Origin of the sequence: Streptomyces sp. NPDC020422, from assembly GCF_044386705.1 — a bacterium.
In the GTDB taxonomy this organism is placed as follows: domain Bacteria; phylum Actinomycetota; class Actinomycetes; order Streptomycetales; family Streptomycetaceae; genus Streptomyces.
In genome coordinates this window covers 332,914-348,854 of record NZ_JBIRVJ010000002.1, presented here as the reverse complement: position 1 = coordinate 348,854, position 15,941 = coordinate 332,914, and the positions used below count along the sequence as shown (strand labels likewise).

10 protein-coding genes are annotated in these 15,941 nt (G+C 72.6%); all 10 read left to right on the top strand.

Annotated elements, in window-relative coordinates; genetic code table 11:
• Positions 1-238 precede the first annotated feature (238 nt).
• The 10 genes from ACH414_RS05655 (at position 239) to ACH414_RS05610 (ending at position 15,922) form a co-directional block, all read left to right on the top strand.
• Positions 239-1,258 (top strand): rod shape-determining protein, encoded by a 1,020-nt coding sequence (locus ACH414_RS05655; RefSeq protein WP_046905593.1) that lies wholly within the window; start codon positions 239-241, stop codon positions 1,256-1,258.
• A 97-nt stretch (positions 1,259-1,355) separates the two neighbouring features.
• Complete coding sequence (gene mreC, locus ACH414_RS05650; RefSeq protein ID WP_398940847.1) at positions 1,356-2,423, top strand: rod shape-determining protein MreC; 1,068 nt, start codon at positions 1,356-1,358, stop codon at positions 2,421-2,423.
• Positions 2,420-3,088: a rod shape-determining protein MreD gene (gene mreD / locus ACH414_RS05645; RefSeq protein WP_382535114.1), complete on the top strand. Its 669-nt coding sequence runs from the start codon at positions 2,420-2,422 to the stop codon at positions 3,086-3,088. Before mreC ends, mreD begins: the two co-directional genes overlap by 4 nt.
• Positions 3,089-3,107: 19 nt before the next feature.
• Positions 3,108-5,354 (top strand): penicillin-binding protein 2, encoded by a 2,247-nt coding sequence (gene mrdA, locus ACH414_RS05640; RefSeq protein ID WP_398940846.1) that lies wholly within the window; start codon positions 3,108-3,110, stop codon positions 5,352-5,354.
• Positions 5,355-5,358: 4 nt separating this feature from the next.
• Positions 5,359-6,558 carry a rod shape-determining protein RodA gene (rodA, locus tag ACH414_RS05635; RefSeq protein WP_382535108.1) on the top strand — a complete coding sequence of 400 codons (1,200 nt, stop codon included), beginning with the start codon at positions 5,359-5,361 and terminating at the stop codon, positions 6,556-6,558.
• A 19-nt stretch (positions 6,559-6,577) separates the two neighbouring features.
• Complete coding sequence (locus ACH414_RS05630; protein WP_386564239.1) at positions 6,578-8,110, top strand: CHAD domain-containing protein; 1,533 nt, start codon at positions 6,578-6,580, stop codon at positions 8,108-8,110.
• 51 nt (positions 8,111-8,161) lie between these two features.
• The gene (locus tag ACH414_RS05625) at positions 8,162-10,087 is read left to right on the top strand and encodes a TIGR03960 family B12-binding radical SAM protein (RefSeq protein ID WP_382535102.1); all 1,926 of its coding nucleotides are present in this window, start codon (positions 8,162-8,164) and stop codon (positions 10,085-10,087) included.
• Between the two features lie 142 nt (positions 10,088-10,229).
• Positions 10,230-10,865 (top strand): hypothetical protein, encoded by a 636-nt coding sequence (locus ACH414_RS05620; protein ID WP_386564236.1) that lies wholly within the window; start codon positions 10,230-10,232, stop codon positions 10,863-10,865.
• Positions 10,866-11,094: 229 nt separating this feature from the next.
• Positions 11,095-11,886, top strand: coding sequence for a TIGR03936 family radical SAM-associated protein (locus tag ACH414_RS05615; RefSeq protein ID WP_382535096.1), 792 nt, complete (start codon positions 11,095-11,097; stop codon positions 11,884-11,886).
• A 235-nt stretch (positions 11,887-12,121) separates the two neighbouring features.
• The gene (locus ACH414_RS05610; RefSeq protein ID WP_398940845.1) at positions 12,122-15,922 is read left to right on the top strand and encodes a ribonuclease E/G; all 3,801 of its coding nucleotides are present in this window, start codon (positions 12,122-12,124) and stop codon (positions 15,920-15,922) included.
• The last annotated feature ends 19 nt before the right edge of the window (positions 15,923-15,941 follow it).

The window sequence follows — 15,941 nt, the reverse complement described above, 5'->3', positions numbered from 1 at the left end:
GAATTTCGGTCGCCCCCAGGCATATGAACGCCAATCCCGGGAACGGATCGCCGCGTCCTACCGTCACCTATACAGAGGTGGGCAGAGGCGGTCCGCCGCGCGGTATCCGGGCGGGCGGCACTACGATGGAAAACTCCACGCCGTACCATCCTCAGCCACCACCTCGCCGACCTGAGAAGCCGTCAACGCTCCGCTAGGGAAGGCCCGACGCATCCTCATGGGAAACAAGGGGAACTCAATGTCGTTCATCGGCCGTGACATGGCTGTCGACCTCGGGACCGCCAACACGCTGGTGTACGTCAGGGGTCGAGGCATCGTTCTGAACGAGCCGTCCGTCGTCGCGATCAACACCAACACCGGCGGCATCCTCGCGGTGGGTGCCGAGGCGAAGAAGATGATCGGCCGGACGCCCGGCAACATCGTCGCCGTGCGTCCGCTGAAGGACGGCGTGATCGCCGACTTCGAGATCACGGAGCGGATGCTCCGCTACTTCATCCTCAAGATCCACAAGCGCCGCTACCTGGCCCGGCCCCGGGTCGTCGTCTGCGTCCCCTCCGGCATCACCGGAGTCGAGCGCCGCGCCGTCATCGAGGCCTCCACCCAGGCCGGCGCCCGCCAGGTGCACATCATCGAGGAGCCCATGGCCGCGGCCATCGGCTCGGGCCTCCCGGTCCACGAGGCGACCGGCAATATGGTCGTCGACATCGGCGGCGGCACCACCGAGGTCGCCGTCATCAGCCTCGGCGGAATCGTCACGGCACAGTCCATCCGGGTGGCCGGCGACGAGCTCGACAACGCGATCATCCAGCACATCAAGAAGGAGTACTCGCTCCTCCTCGGTGAGCGCACCGCCGAGCAGATCAAGATCACCATCGGCTCCGCCTACGACCTCGACCAGGACGAGCACACCGAGATCCGGGGCCGCGACCTCGTCTCCGGGCTGCCCAAGACCGTCGTCATCTCCGCCGCCGAGGTCCGCAAGGCCATCGAGGAGCCGGTCAACGCGATCGTCGACGCCGTCAAGACCACCCTCGACAAGTGCCCGCCGGAGCTCTCCGGTGACGTGATGGACCGCGGCATCGTTCTCACCGGTGGCGGCGCCCTGCTGCGCGGCCTCGACGAGCGCCTGCGCCGCGAGACGGGCATGCCGATCCACATCGCCGAGGACCCGCTGGACTCGGTGGCGCTCGGATCCGGCAAGTGCGTCGAGGAGTTCGAGGCCCTCCAGCAGGTCCTCGACGCCCAGCCGCGCCGCTAGACCCGCCCACCACAACTGCATCCGCTCCCCGGGCCCGACGGGCCCGGGGGCCCGTCACACCCCCCGTAACCATCGAGGAAGGGCACGGCCGCCGCACGTGAGGGACACACGAGAGAGCCGGCTGCTCCTGGTACTGCTGATCGCCATCGCGTTCGCACTGATCACGGTGGACATCAGAGGAGGCCAGGAGTCGCCGGTCGACGGTGCCCGACAGGCCGCGGCCGCGGTCTTCGGTCCCGTCGAGAACGGAGTCGCCTCAGCGGTCGACCCGATCGGCAACGCCATAGGAGCGGTCCGCGACTCGGGGGAACGGCACAACCGCATCGCCGCCCTCGAACAGGAGAACGCCGCCCTCAAGGCCAAGCTCGGCAGCGACGACCGCAACCGCAACCGGCTGCGCGAGCTCGACGCCATGCTGAAGACCGCCGGCGCCGGCCAGTACGGCATCAAGGGCGCCGAGGTCATCGCCATAGGAGCCGCCCAGGGCTTCTCCTGGACCGTCACCATCGACGTCGGCGCACGCGACGGCATCCGCCGCGACATGACCGTCCTCAACGGCTCCGGACTCGTCGGCCGGGTCACCACCGTCGGCCCCTCCACCTCCACGGTCCTGCTCGCCAACGACCCCGACTTCACCGTCGGCACCCGCATGGAGAAGACGGACGAACTCGGCTTCGCCACCGGCCAGGGCGACCGCCCGCTGCTCGTCCAGCTCCTCAACGGCAAGGCCAAGGTCAAGCCCGGCGACCGGCTCGTCACCTTCGGCTCCCAGGCCGACAAGCCCTTCGTGCCCGGCGTGCCCGTCGGCGAGGTCGTCCGCGTCGACCCCGCGGGCGGCGGCCTCACCCGCAACATCTACGTGCGCCCGTACGTCGGCTTCACCAAGCTCGACATCGTCGGCGTCGTCGTCCAGGCCCCGCGCAGCGACCCGCGCGACATGGTCCTGCCGCAGAAGCCCAAGCCGGCCCCGACCGTCACCGTGACCGTCACCCCGCCGCCGGACGGACAGCAGGCCGGGCAGAAGCCGGACCAGCAGGGCGTCAAGCCCCAGGACCAGGCCCAGGGGCGGGCCCAGGACCAGGCACAGGGCCAGGCACAGGACCAGGCCCAGCAGCCCGACCAGCAGAACCAGCAGCCGCAGGACCAGGGGGAGGCAACACCGTGAAGGTCAACCGCATCCTGCTCTCGGCCGCACTGGTCGTCGTCGCCCTCGTCGTCCAGGTCTCCGTCCTCGCCCGGCTCCAGCTCCCCGGCGCCGTCCCCGACCTCGTCCTGCTCACCGTCGTCGCCCTCGCCCTCGTGTACGGGCACGTCACCGGCGCCCTCGTCGGCTTCACCGCCGGACTCCTCGCCGACCTCGCCCCGCCCGCCGACCACGCCGCCGGGCGCTACGCCCTCGTGCTCTGCGTCGTCGGCTACCTCTGCGGCCTCGCCCGCCCCGAGAACGGGCGCCTGAAGTCCGCGACCGGCCCCATGGCCGTGGTCGTCGTCGCCGCCATCGGCTCCACCCTGCTGTACGCCGGCGTCGGCGCCCTCGTCGGAGACACCGCCGCCCGGCATGTCGGCCTCGGCTTCCTGCTGTTCACCGCGGCCCTCTACGACCTGCTCCTCGCGCCCTTCACGGTGCCGCTGATCATGGCCCTGGCCCGGCGCGCCGAGAACGACCCGCTCGCCGAGACCGGCGGCTCCGGCGGAGCCGACGTCGCCTCCGGCTGGCTCTCGTCCGGCACCGGCCTGCGGATCGGCACCCAGCGCAGCGGCCTGCGCGTCAAGGCCGCCCGGAGCCGCGCCTCACGCGCCGGACGCATCAAGGGAGTCAAGCGACTGTGATCCAGGGGGCAGCGGCAGCATGAGCAACATCCCCGAGACCGGGCGGACCCCCCGCGTCCAGATCCGGCTCGTCGTCATCCAGGTCCTCGTCTTCTCCCTGCTCTTCACCCTCGGCGGACGCCTCTGGTACCTCCAGATCCGCAACGGCAAGGAGTACACCGACGAGGCGAAGAACAACCACGTCCAGCAGGTCGTCCAGCCCGCCGTCCGCGGCTCCATCCTCGACGCCCGCGGCGTCCCGCTCGCCGACAACGAGACCCGGCTCGTGGTCTCCGCCTCGCGCACCGAGCTGATGAAGATGAAGGACGACGGCAAGGCCGTGCTCACCCGGCTCGCCGGCGTCCTCGGCATGAAGCCCGAGGACGTCGTCAACAAGATCCGGCTCTGCGACTCCAAGACCCCCAAGCCCTGTTGGAACGGCTCGCCCTACCAGCCGATCCCCGTCACCGACGAGGCCACCACCCAGCAGGCCCTCCAGATCCGCGAGCGCGCCGAGGACTTCCCCGGCATCACCGCCGAACCCGCCGCCGTCCGCCGCTACCCGGCGCCCGGCAAGGCCCGCACCTCCCAGGTCCTCGGCTACCTCTCGCCCGTCACCGACGAGGAGATCGAGAAGGCCAAGGACAGCGACTCCCCGTACCTGCGCTCCGACCAGGTCGGCCGCTCGGGCCTGGAGCGCACCTACGACAAGCAGCTGCGCGGCAAGGCCGGCGTCACCCGCTACGAGGTCGACAACCTCGGCCGGGTCATCGGCCAGGCCAAGAGCGACCCGCCCGAGCCCGGCGCCAACGTCGTCACCTCCATCGACGCCCGCGTCCAGGCGGTCGCCGAGTGGGAGCTGCACAACGCGATGGTCGAGGCCCGCAAGACGTACGACAAGAACACCAGCGAGAACTACAAGGCCGACGCCGGTGCCGTCGTCGTCATGGAGGCCAAGACCGGCCGGATCGTCGCCATGGCCTCGCAGCCCGACTACGACCCCAACGCCTGGGTCGGCGGCATCTCCGCCAAGGACTACGCGGCCCTGACCGGCAAGGAGTCCAACCTCCCGCTGCTCAACCGGGCCATCCAGGGCCAGGCGGCCCCCGGCTCCATCTTCAAGGTCGTCTCGACCACCGCCGCCGTCAACGCGGGCTACGACTTCGACGGCCGCTACCCGTGCACCAGCTCGTACTCCATCGGCAACCAGGTCTTCAAGAACTTCGAGTCGCAGAACCACGGCCCCATCAGCCTCGGCCGCGCCCTCGAAGTCTCCTGCGACACCGTCTTCTACGCCCTCTCCCACCAGCAGTGGATCAAGGACGGCGGGATGAAGCCGAAGAAGAACCCGGGGGACTGGTTCTACAAGACCGCCCACCAGTTCGGCCTCGGCGCCGAGACCGGCATCGACCTCCCCAACGAGGTCACCGGCCGCGTCCCGGACCGCAAGTGGAAGCAGAACTTCTGGGAGGCCAACAAGGACTGGTGGTGCAAGAACGGCAAGAAGGGCGGCACCTACGTCCAGCAGCTCTCCTACGAGAACTGCCTCGAAGGCAACCTGATGCGCGCCGGTGACTCCGTCAACTACTCCATCGGACAGGGCGACACGCTCGTCACCCCCATCCAGATGGCCACCATCTACGCCGCCATCTCCAACGGCGGCACCCTGTGGAACCCCACCGTCGGCAAGGCCGTCGTCAGCGCCGACGGCAGGAAGACCACCGAGATCGCCCCCAGGTCGCACGGCCGGCTCCCCTTCGACGCCAAGACCCGCGACTTGATAGACGAAGCCCTCGCGGGAGTCGCCACCCGCGGTACCGCCGCCTGGCGATTCGGCGGCTGGCCGCAGGACAAGATCCCGATGCACGCCAAGACGGGTACCGCGGAGGTCTACGGCAAGCAGACGACCTCCTGGTTCGCCACGTACACCAAGGACTACGCGATCGTCATGACGATCTCCCAGGGTGGTACGGGCTCCGGCGCCTCGGGCCCCGCCGTGCGCAACATCTACGACGCGCTCTACGGACTCGACGACGCCGGCAACCAGGACCTGAAGCGGGCCCTGCTGCCGCAGCCGCAGAAGACCCTGCCGAAGATCGAGGCCGACGGCTCCATCGACGCCCCGAAGATCAAGCCGTACGACCCCGAGGCCGGCAAGATCGACCCCGACAAGCTCACCGCCGACGCGACCAAGCCCGCGCCGGACGCCACCCAGCCGGCGAAGAAGCCGGACGACGACCCACGGGAACTCGCGGGCCCGCCCGCCACCCACCGAGGGAGGCTCTGAACCGGTGACCGCACCCCACGGCTTCTCCGTCTCCCGCTACGCCCCCGAGCGCGGCGCGCTGGCCCGGCTCACCGCCCGCGACTCGGTGCTGCGCCGGCTCGACTGGCCGATCCTGCTCTCCGCGCTCGCGCTCTCCCTCATGGGCTCCCTGCTCGTCTGGTCCGCCACCCGCGGCCGCACCGAGCTCAACAACGGCGACCCGTACTACTTCCTGTTCCGGCACGTCCTGAACACCGGCATCGGCCTCGCCCTGATGGTCGGCACGATCTGGCTCGGCCACCGCACCCTGCGCGGGGCCGTGCCGATCCTCTACGGCCTGTCGATCCTGCTCATCCTCGCCGTGCTCACCCCGCTCGGCGCGACCATCAACGGCGCCCACGCGTGGATCGTCGTCGGCGGCGGCTTCTCGCTCCAGCCCAGCGAGTTCGTGAAGATCACGATCATCCTGGTGATGGCGATGCTGCTCGCCGCGAAGGTCGACGCGGGCGACCAGCTCCACCCCGACCACGGCACCGTCGCCAAGGCGCTCGGCCTCGCCGCGCTGCCCATGGGCATCGTCATGCTGATGCCCGACCTCGGCTCCGTCATGGTCATGGCCGTCATCGTGCTCGGCGTGCTGCTCGCCTCCGGCGCCTCCAACCGCTGGGTCCTCGGCCTCATCGGCGCGGGCGTCCTCGGCGCGGTGCTCGTCACCATGCTCGGCATGCTCGACGAGTACCAGATCAACCGGTTCGCCGCCTTCGCCAACCCCGACCTCGACCCGGCCGGCGTCGGTTACAACACCAACCAGGCCCGGATCGCCATCGGTTCCGGCGGACTGCTCGGCGCGGGACTCTTCAAGGGCTCCCAGACCACCGGCCAGTTCGTGCCCGAACAGCAGACCGACTTCGTCTTCACGGTCGCGGGCGAGGAGCTCGGCTTCGTCGGCGCGGGACTGATCCTGGTCCTGCTCGGCGTGATCCTCTGGCGGGCCTGCCGGATCGCCCGCGAGACCAGCGAGCTGTACGGCACGATCGTCGCCGCCGGCATCATCGCCTGGTTCGCCTTCCAGTCCTTCGAGAACATCGGCATGACCCTCGGCATCATGCCGGTGGCCGGCCTGCCGCTGCCGTTCGTCTCGTACGGCGGCTCCTCGATGTTCGCCGTGTGGGTGGCGATCGGCCTGTTGCAGTCGATTCGCGTGCAGCGCCCCATAACGGCCTGAGGCGCACTAGATTCGATGCATGGCGGAGACGAAGCGCGAGATCGAGCGTAAGTACGAGGCCGGCCGGGACACGGTGCTCCCGGACCTCACCCGGGCGGCCGGGGTCGCGGCCGTCTCGGACGAGGGCGTCACCGAACTCGACGCCGTCTACTACGACACCGCCGACCTGCGGCTCGCCGCCGACTCCCTCACCCTGCGCCGCCGCACCGGCGGCCGGGACGCCGGCTGGCACCTGAAGCTCCCGGTCGCCGCCGGGATCCGCGACGAGATCAGGGCCCCGCTCTCCGAGACCCTGCCGGCCTCCCTGGCGGGGCTCGTCCGCTCCCGGGTCCGCACCGAGCCGGTCCGCCCCCTCGTCCGGCTCCGCTCCCGCCGTGACGTGCACCTGCTCACCGCGAAGGACGGCACCGTCCTCGCCGAGCTCTCCGTCGACACCGTCCACGCCGAACGCCTCACCGGCCCCGGCGAGGCCGCCTGGACCGAGATCGAGGTCGAACTCGCCGACGACGCCGACCCGGCCGTCCTCGACGCCGTCGAGAAGCGCCTGCGCAAGGCGGGCATCAGGCCCTCGGACGCCCCGTCGAAACTGGCCCGGGCCCTGACGGAGACCGGAGCCCCCGACCCCGCCACGGCCGCGGAGCGGAGCGGGGCGGCGGAGCCCGCCCCCGGCAGCGCGGCCGCCGCCGTCCTCGCGTACGTACGGGAACAGCGCGACACGATCGTCGCCCTCGACCCCGCCGTCCGGCGCGACCTGCCCGACGCCGTGCACCGGATGCGGGTCGCCTCACGCCGCCTGCGCAGCGCCCTCAAGACCTACCGCAAGGTGCTCGACCGGACCGTCACCGACCCGCTCGGCAAGGAGCTGAAGTGGCTCGCCGGAGAGCTCGGCGCCGCCCGGGACGAGGAGGTGCTCGCCGCCCGCCTCGCCGCCCGCGTCGACGAGCTCCCGGAGGACCTGCTGCTCGGCCCCGTCCGCGCCCGGCTCCGGGTGCGCGGCGCACGGCGCGCCGAGGAGGCGCGCCGCACGGCGCTCGCCGCGCTGGACTCGCCGCGCCACCTCGCGCTCCTGGACGCCCTCGACGCGCTCCTCGCCGACCCGCCGCTGCGCAAGGCCGCCGCCCGCGCCGCCGACCGGGTCCTCGCCCGCGCCGCCCGCAAGGACTTCGACCGGCTCGCCGAGCGGATGGGGCGCGCCCTCGCCCTGGACCCGGGCCACGAGCGGGACCTCGCCCTCCACGAGGCCCGCAAGGCCGCCAAGCGCGCCCGCTACGCCGGAGAGGCCGCCGAGCCGACCCTCGGCAAGCCCGCGAAACGCTTCGCCAAGCGCATGAAGTCCGTCCAGTCCCTCCTCGGCGAGCACCAGGACGGCGTCGTCACCCGCGCCGCCCTGCGCGAGCTCGCGGCGCAGGCCGACGCGGCCGGCGAGTCCGCGTTCACCTGGGGACTTCTGTTCGGCCGCGAGGAGGCCGCGGCCGCCGTCCGGGAGCGTGAGCTGCCGGGAGTGTGGGAGCGGGCAGCGGCCCCGGGGATCCGGGCGGCTCTGAGCCGCTGAGCACCGGGGTACGCTTGAGAGTCGCCCCCTGCCAGCTCACGAAGGTTCGAGATGTCTGCTGCCGAGTCTGTCTTCCCGCAGCTCGAAGCTCTGCTCCCGCACGTACAGAAGCCGATCCAGTACGTCGGTGGAGAGCTGAACTCCACGGTCAAGGCCTGGGACGAGTGCGACGTCCGCTGGGCGCTGATGTACCCGGACGCGTACGAGGTCGGCCTGCCCAACCAGGGCGTCATGATCCTCTACGAGGTACTCAACGAGCGCGAGGGCGTCCTCGCCGAGCGCACCTACAGCGTGTGGCCGGACCTCGAGGAGCTGATGCGCGAGCACAAGGTGCCGCAGTTCACCGTGGACAGCCACCGCCCCGTCGGCGCCTTCGACGTGTTCGGCCTGAGCTTCTCCACGGAGCTCGGCTACACCAACATGCTCACCGCCCTCGACCTGGCGGGCATCCCGCTGGAGTCGAAGGACCGCACCGTCGACCACCCCATCGTGCTCGCCGGCGGCCACGCGGCCTTCAACCCCGAGCCGATCGCGGACTTCATCGACGCGGCGATCATCGGCGACGGCGAGCAGGCCGTGCTCGACATGACCGAGATCATCCGCCAGTGGAAGGCCGAGGGCCGCCCGGGCGGGCGCGAGGAGGTCCTCTTCCGCCTCGCCAAGACCGGCTCGGTGTACATCCCGGCGTTCTACGACGTCGAGTACCTGCCGGACGGCCGCATCGGCCGTGTCGTGCCCAACAAGTCCGGTGTGCCGTGGCGCGTCTCCAAGCACACCGTCATGGACCTCGACGAGTGGCCCTACCCCAAGCAGCCGCTCGTCCCGCTCGCGGAGACCGTCCACGAGCGCATGTCCGTCGAGATCTTCCGCGGCTGCACCCGCGGCTGCCGCTTCTGCCAGGCCGGCATGATCACGCGCCCCGTGCGGGAGCGAAGCATCACCGGCATCGGCGAGATGGTGGACCGCGGCCTGAAGGCGACCGGCTTCGAGGAGGTCGGCCTGCTCTCGCTGTCCTCCGCGGACCACTCGGAGATCGGCGACATCGCCAAGGGCCTCGCCGACCGCTACACCGAGGACAAGATCGGCCTCTCGCTGCCGTCGACCCGCGTGGACGCGTTCAACGTCGACCTCGCCAACGAGCTGACCCGCAACGGGCGCCGCTCCGGCCTCACCTTCGCCCCCGAGGGCGGCTCCGAGCGCATGCGCAAGGTCATCAACAAGATGGTCTCGGAAGAGGACCTGATCCGGACCGTCTCCACCGCCTACGGCAACGGCTGGCGCCAGGTGAAGCTGTACTTCATGTGCGGCCTGCCGACGGAGACCGACGAGGACGTCCTGCAGATCGCCGACATGGCGATGAACGTGATCGCCGAGGGCCGCAAGGTCTCCGGCCAGAACGACATCCGCTGCACCGTCTCCATCGGCGGCTTCGTGCCCAAGCCGCACACCCCGTTCCAGTGGGCCCCGCAGCTCTCGGCGGAGGAGACGGACGCGCGGCTGCTCAAGCTCCGCGACAAGATCCGCGGCGACAAGAAGTACGGCCGCTCGATCGGCTTCCGCTACCACGACGGCAAGCCCGGCATCGTCGAGGGCCTGCTCTCCCGCGGTGACCGCCGCGTCGGCGCGGTCATCCGCGCGGTGTACGAGGACGGCGGCCGCTTCGACGGCTGGCGCGAGCACTTCTCGTACGACCGCTGGATGGAGTGCGCGGCCAAGACGCTGCCCGAGTTCGGCGTGGACGTCGCCTGGTACACCACCCGCGAGCGCACCTACGAGGAGGTCCTGCCCTGGGACCACCTGGACTCCGGTCTCGACAAGGACTGGCTCTGGGAGGACTGGCAGGACGCGCTCGACGAGACCGAGGTCGAGGACTGCCGCTGGACCCCGTGCTTCGACTGCGGCGTCTGCCCGCAGATGGACACCCACATCCAGATCGGCCCGACGGGCAAGAAGCTGCTGCCGCTGACGGTGAAGTGACACAGCCCTGCGTGACCGCCGGGCCCCCAGCCCAAGGCGGGGACGGTCCGCCGCTGCCGCCGGCGGTCGTCGAGCAGTAACGCTTGGGTGACGGCCCGGCGCGAGGGGAAACCCTCCGCCGGGCCGTCACGTCATTTCCGGCATGAACACGGAAAACACAGGCTGCCTCACCGCGGTGGCGAGGGGCATCGCCCTCGTGGTCGTCCTCCCCTTCCGGCTGCTCTGGGACGCCCTCGCCTTCTGCCTGCGGCACCTGTGGCGCTGGATCCTCGCCCCGCTCGGCCGCGCACTCGGATGGCTCATCGAGCACCTGCTCGTGATCCCGCTGCGGTGGCTGTGGCGGTGGGTCCTCGCCCCCGTCGGCCGGGCCCTGGGGTGGCTCGTCGAGCACCTGCTCGTGATCCCGCTGCGGTGGCTGTGGCAGTGGGTCCTCGCCCCCGTCGGCCGCGCCCTCTGGCGGGTCGTCGACCTGCTGCTCCTCGCCCCGCTCGGCTGGCTCTGGCGCCATGTCCTCGCCCCCGTCCTCCGGGTGGCCGGCGCCGCCCTGGCCTGGGCCTGGGGGATCGCCGGCATCCTCTCGCGCGCCGTCGGCCGCGCGCTCGGCTGGGTCCTGTGGAACGCGGTCGGCCGCCCCCTCGCCTGGGCCTACCGCACGGTCCTGACCCCCGTCGGCCACTGGCTGCGCCGATACGTGTGGGGGCCCGTCGCCGAGGTCGCGAGGGCCGTCCGCGCCGCCGCCCGGGAGGTGCGCGTCGCCCTCTTCGGCGGCTCGCGCTGACCGGCCCGGGGAACCACAGGTGGCCCGGGCGCGTACTCTGGGTAGTACAACGAACGTCCCCGGCGCGGCGCCCGCACCCGAGATCTCCCCGCACCAGCGGGGGTGAGCCGGGCGGGCCCCCCAGGGCACCACCGCATTTCGTGGGCGGCGCCACACCGCGCCCGCCCCGCACCGAGGAGAAGAACCACTGGGCAAGCGACAGCCCGAAGGCCCGCCGCCCGCACCCACGGTGCAGCGCATCCGACTGCGCTACACCAAGCGCGGCCGCCTCCGGTTCACCAGCCACCGTGACTTCCAGCGCGCCTTCGAGCGGGCGCTGCGCCGCGCCGAGGTGCCCATGGCGTACTCGGCGGGGTTCACGCCGCACCCGAAGGTGTCGTACGCCAACGCCGCCCCGACGGGTACGGGCTCCGAGGCGGAGTACCTGGAGATCGCCCTCGCCGAGCCGCGCGACCCGCAGACGCTCCGGCGCCTGCTCGACGAGTCGCTGCCGGACGGCCTCGACATCACCGACGCCGTCGAGGCCCGGACCTCCGGCCTCGCCGACCGCCTCACCGCCTCCGTGTGGGAGCTGCGGCTCGACGGCGTCGACGTCGAGGACGCGCGGAAGGCCGTCGAGACGTTTCTCGCGGCCGAGACGGTGGAAGTACAGCGCAAGACCAAGAACGGCATCCGCACCTTCGACACCCGCGCCGCCGTGGTCGAGCTGACCGCGGCCGCCGCCCCGGGCGATCCCCAGGGTGATAGGCCGCTGGACAGCGCCTGTGCGATACTGCGCCTGGTTGTTCGGCACGTGACACCTGCCGTGCGACCCGACGACGTCCTGTCCGGTCTCCGAGCTGTGGCCGACCTGGCGCCGCCGGTCCCCGCTGCGGTGACCAGGCTGGCGCAGGGGCTCTTCGACGAGGAGTCCGGCACGGTGACCGACCCGCTCGCGCCCGACCGCGAGGCAGTCACGGCCGCTCCATCCACGGCCGCCGAGACCGCCTCAGCGACGGCGCCGGGTGCGGGTACCGCGTAGGGAGCGGTCGTTGTAGCGCAGCCCTCGTACTCGGGAGCCACCTGGGTCGGGCAGCGCACTGACCAGGAGACTTTCGCCAGGCCGTACGCACAGGGCGTACGGAACCGGCGAGCCAGACATACAGCTCCCGTGCGGCGCCCGCGCCCCGGACGGCGGCACCGCGCCTCTCGCGCGTCAGTGCCGCCGGACCGGAACCAGGCGCGGCGCCCGGGGGCGTGACGGGAGAACCGCCCGCATGCTCGAACAGCACGATGACAATGTCGCGAACACAGGCGACAGCAACGCACCCGGTGACAAGCTGCCGCCGCGCCGTCGGCGCCGCGCAGCCTCCCGCCCGGCCGGTCCGCCGGTGACGGCCCAGGCCGCCGAGACCCCCGAGGCCCCCGCCGCCCAGGCCGCCGAGACCCCGGCCGCCCCGGCCGCGGAGGAGCCGGCGCCCGCGCGTCCGCGCCGCCGCGCCACCCGTAAGGCCACCGCGCCCCAGACCACCGTCGAGGCCGCCCCGGCCGCCGAGACCGCTCCGGTCGCCGAGGCCGCCCCGGCCGTCGAGGAGGCCGCCCCGGCCCCCCGTACCCGCCGCCGCGCCACCCGCGCCGTGACGTCCCCCGAGGCCCCGGCCGCCGAGACCGCTCCGGTCGCCGAGGCCCCCGCCGTCGAGGCCGCTCCGGCCGCCGAGGAGGCCGCCCCGGCCCCCCGTACCCGCCGCCGCGCCACCCGCAAGGCCACCGCGCCGGAGACCACCGCCCCGGCCGCCCCGGTCGTCGAGACCGCTCCGGCCGTCGAGGCCGCCCCGGTCGCCGAGGAGGCCGCCCCGGCCCCGCGGACCCGCCGCCGCGCCACCCGCAAGGCCACCGCACCCGCGGTGACCCCGGACGTCGCCGCCGAGCTCGCCGCCGAGACCTCCGGCGAGGCGCTGCCCGAGGACACCGTCGAGGAGATCGCCTCGCACACCGCCGAGGTCGCCGCCGCCGAGCAGGCCGCCACCCGCGGCCGCACCCGCCGCCGCGCCACCTCGCCCCAGTTCACCGCCGAGCCGGCCACCGAGGCCGAGGCGCCGCGCGCCCGCCGCGCCGCGCGCCCCGCGGTCGCCGTCTTCCAGCCGCCGGTCTTCACCGAGCCGATGTTCCAGACCCCCGAGACGGCCGCGTACATCGCCGCCGCCGAGGCCGTCGAGGAGCCGGAGGAGGCCGAGGAGGCCGGGGAGACCACCGAGGCCGTCGAGAGCGTCGAGACGGTCGAGCCCGAGCGCGCCGAGACCGGCTCGCGCCGCCGTCGCCGCCGCCGTGGCGAGCCCGTCGCCGTCGAGCCCGTCCCGGCCACCGTCGCCGACGAGCCCGAGGTCGAGTCGACCCCCGAGGCCGAGGCCGAGGGCGTCGAGGCCGAGACCGACGACGCCGACGAGTACGAGGACCGCCCGTCCCGCCGCCGTCGCCGGGGCGGCCGCCGCCGTCGCCGCGGCGAGCTCGCCGAGGTCGAGGAGTCGGAGGAGACCGAGGAGGCCGAGGAGGCCGACGAGCTCCGCGCCGAGGAGGACGCCGACGCCGAGGCCGACGAGGACGAGGGTGCCGCCGCGGGCAGCAGCAGCTCCCGCCGCCGTCGCCGCCGTCGCCGCCGCAGCGGTGACGCGTCCGCCGAGACCGAGGGCACCGAGGAGGACGGCGTCCGCACGGTCGTCAAGGTCCGCGAGCCCCGCCCGGCGCGCGAGAAGGGCGAGCCGTCCGACGAGGTCCAGTCCATCAAGGGCTCGACCCGCCTCGAGGCCAAGAAGCAGCGCCGCCGCGAGGGCCGCGAGCAGGGCCGCCGTCGCGTCCCGATCATCACCGAGGCCGAGTTCCTCGCCCGCCGCGAGGCCGTCGAGCGCGTGATGGTCGTCCGCCAGAACGGCGAGCGCACCCAGATCGGCGTCCTCGAGGACAACGTGCTCGTCGAGCACTACGTCAACAAGGAGCAGGCCACCTCCTACGTCGGCAACGTCTACCTGGGCAAGGTCCAGAACGTGCTGCCGTCCATGGAGGCCGCCTTCGTCGACATCGGCAAGGGCCGCAACGCCGTCCTGTACGCCGGCGAGGTCAACTTCGAGGCGCTCGGCATGGGCAACGGCCCGCGCCGCATCGAGGCCGCCCTCAAGTCCGGCCAGTCGGTCCTGGTCCAGGTCACCAAGGACCCGATCGGCCACAAGGGCGCCCGCCTGACCAGCCAGGTCTCCCTGCCGGGCCGCTACCTCGTGTACGTGCCCGAGGGCTCGATGACCGGCATCAGCCGCAAGCTCCCGGACACCGAGCGCGCCCGTCTGAAGACCATCCTCAAGAAGATCGTCCCCGAGGACGCGGGCGTCATCGTGCGCACCGCCGCCGAGGGCGCGAGCGAGGACGAGCTGCGCCGCGACGTCGAGCGCCTGCAGGCGCAGTGGGCCGACATCCAGAAGAAGGCCTCGCAGATCTCGACCTCCGCGCCGAGCCTGCTCTACGGCGAGCCGGACATGACCGTCCGTGTCGTCCGCGACATCTTCAACGAGGACTTCTCCAAGGTCATCGTCAGCGGCGACGACGCGTGGGAGACCATCCACGGCTACGTGAACCACGTCGCCCCGGACCTGGCCGACCGCCTGTCCAAGTGGACCAGCGAGGTCGACGTCTTCGCGACGTACCGGATCGACGAGCAGCTGATGAAGGCGCTGGACCGCAAGGTCTGGCTGCCCTCCGGCGGTTCGCTGGTGATCGACAAGACCGAGGCGATGGTCGTCGTCGACGTCAACACCGGCAAGTTCACCGGCCAGGGCGGCAACCTCGAGGAGACCGTCACCAGGAACAACCTGGAGGCGGCCGAGGAGATCGTGCGCCAGCTGCGCCTGCGCGACCTGGGCGGCATCGTCGTCATCGACTTCATCGACATGGTCCTGGAGTCCAACCGGGACCTGGTCCTGCGCCGCCTCCTGGAGTGCCTGGGCCGGGACCGGACCAAGCACCAGGTGGCCGAGGTCACCTCGCTCGGCCTGGTCCAGATGACCCGCAAGCGGGTCGGCCAGGGTCTCCTGGAGTCCTTCTCGGAGACCTGCGTCCACTGCAACGGCCGCGGTGTCATCGTCCACATGGAGCAGCCGCCCACCCACGGCGGCGGTGGCGGCGGCAAGCGCTCGAAGAAGCGCGGCCGCGGTGGCGAGGGCCACGCCCACGAGCACGAGCACGCCCACGAGACCGAGGTCCACGAGACCCCGGCCGAGACGGAGGCCGAGCTGGCCGCCGAGCTGGCCGCCCCGGTGGCCCTGCCGGAGCCGATCGCCGCGGACGAGGAGCTGTACGGCAGCGCCGCGGAGGCCGAGGCCGCCGCCACGCGCGGCCGTGGCCGCCGCCGGGCGACCCGCCGGGTGTCGGCGCCGGTCGCCACGCCGGCCGTGACCGAGACGGAGACCTTCGAGGTCGTCGTCCCGGAGCCGAAGCCGGAGCCGAAGCACGAGCCGGCCGTCGAGGCCCCCGTGGCCGAGGCCCCGGCCGCCGAGGCCGCCCCGGTGGCCGAGGAGCAGGCCCCCGAGGCCCCCGCTCCGCGGACCCGCCGCCGGGCCACCCGCAAGGTCTCCGCCCCGGTGGTGTCCACCCCGGAGCCGGTCGCCGAGACGGTGGTCGAGACGGCCGCCGTCGAGGAGACCCCGGCCCCGGCCCCGGCCCCGGCCCCGGTCGCCGAGCCGGTCGCCGAGCCCGTGGTCGAGGAGGCCCCCGTGGCCGCCCCGCCGAAGGCCCGCCGCCGGGTGGTCCGCAAGGCCACCGCCCCCGCGGGCGCGCCGGCGGGTGCCGAGGAGGCCGCCGTGGTCGTGGTGGCTTCGGCCCCCGCGGCCGAGGCGCCCGCCGAGGCCCCGGCCGAGGAGGCCGCCCCGGAGGCCGAGGCGGCTCCGGCCAAGAAGACGGCCCGCAAGACGGCCAAGAAGGCCACGGCCAAGAAGGCAGCCACCAAGAAGACGGCGGCGGCCAAGAAGACGGCGGCGAAGAAGACCACGACCGCCAAGAAGGCAGCGAAGAAGACCGCCGCCCCCGCGCAGGACTGACCCAGTCCCCGACGCAGTC

Bases quoted from the DNA above. Each gene is read 5' to 3' on its own strand.
- ACH414_RS05610 (WP_398940845.1), top strand. From the start codon at position 12,122: ATGCTCGAACAGCACGATGACAATGTCGCGAACACAGGCGACAGCAAC.
- mrdA (WP_398940846.1), top strand. From the start codon at position 3,108: ATGAGCAACATCCCCGAGACCGGGCGGACCCCCCGCGTCCAGATCCGG.
- ACH414_RS05655 (WP_046905593.1), top strand. From the start codon at position 239: ATGTCGTTCATCGGCCGTGACATGGCTGTCGACCTCGGGACCGCCAAC.
- ACH414_RS05630 (WP_386564239.1), top strand. From the start codon at position 6,578: ATGGCGGAGACGAAGCGCGAGATCGAGCGTAAGTACGAGGCCGGCCGG.
- ACH414_RS05620 (WP_386564236.1), top strand. From the start codon at position 10,230: ATGAACACGGAAAACACAGGCTGCCTCACCGCGGTGGCGAGGGGCATC.
- ACH414_RS05625 (WP_382535102.1), top strand. From the start codon at position 8,162: ATGTCTGCTGCCGAGTCTGTCTTCCCGCAGCTCGAAGCTCTGCTCCCG.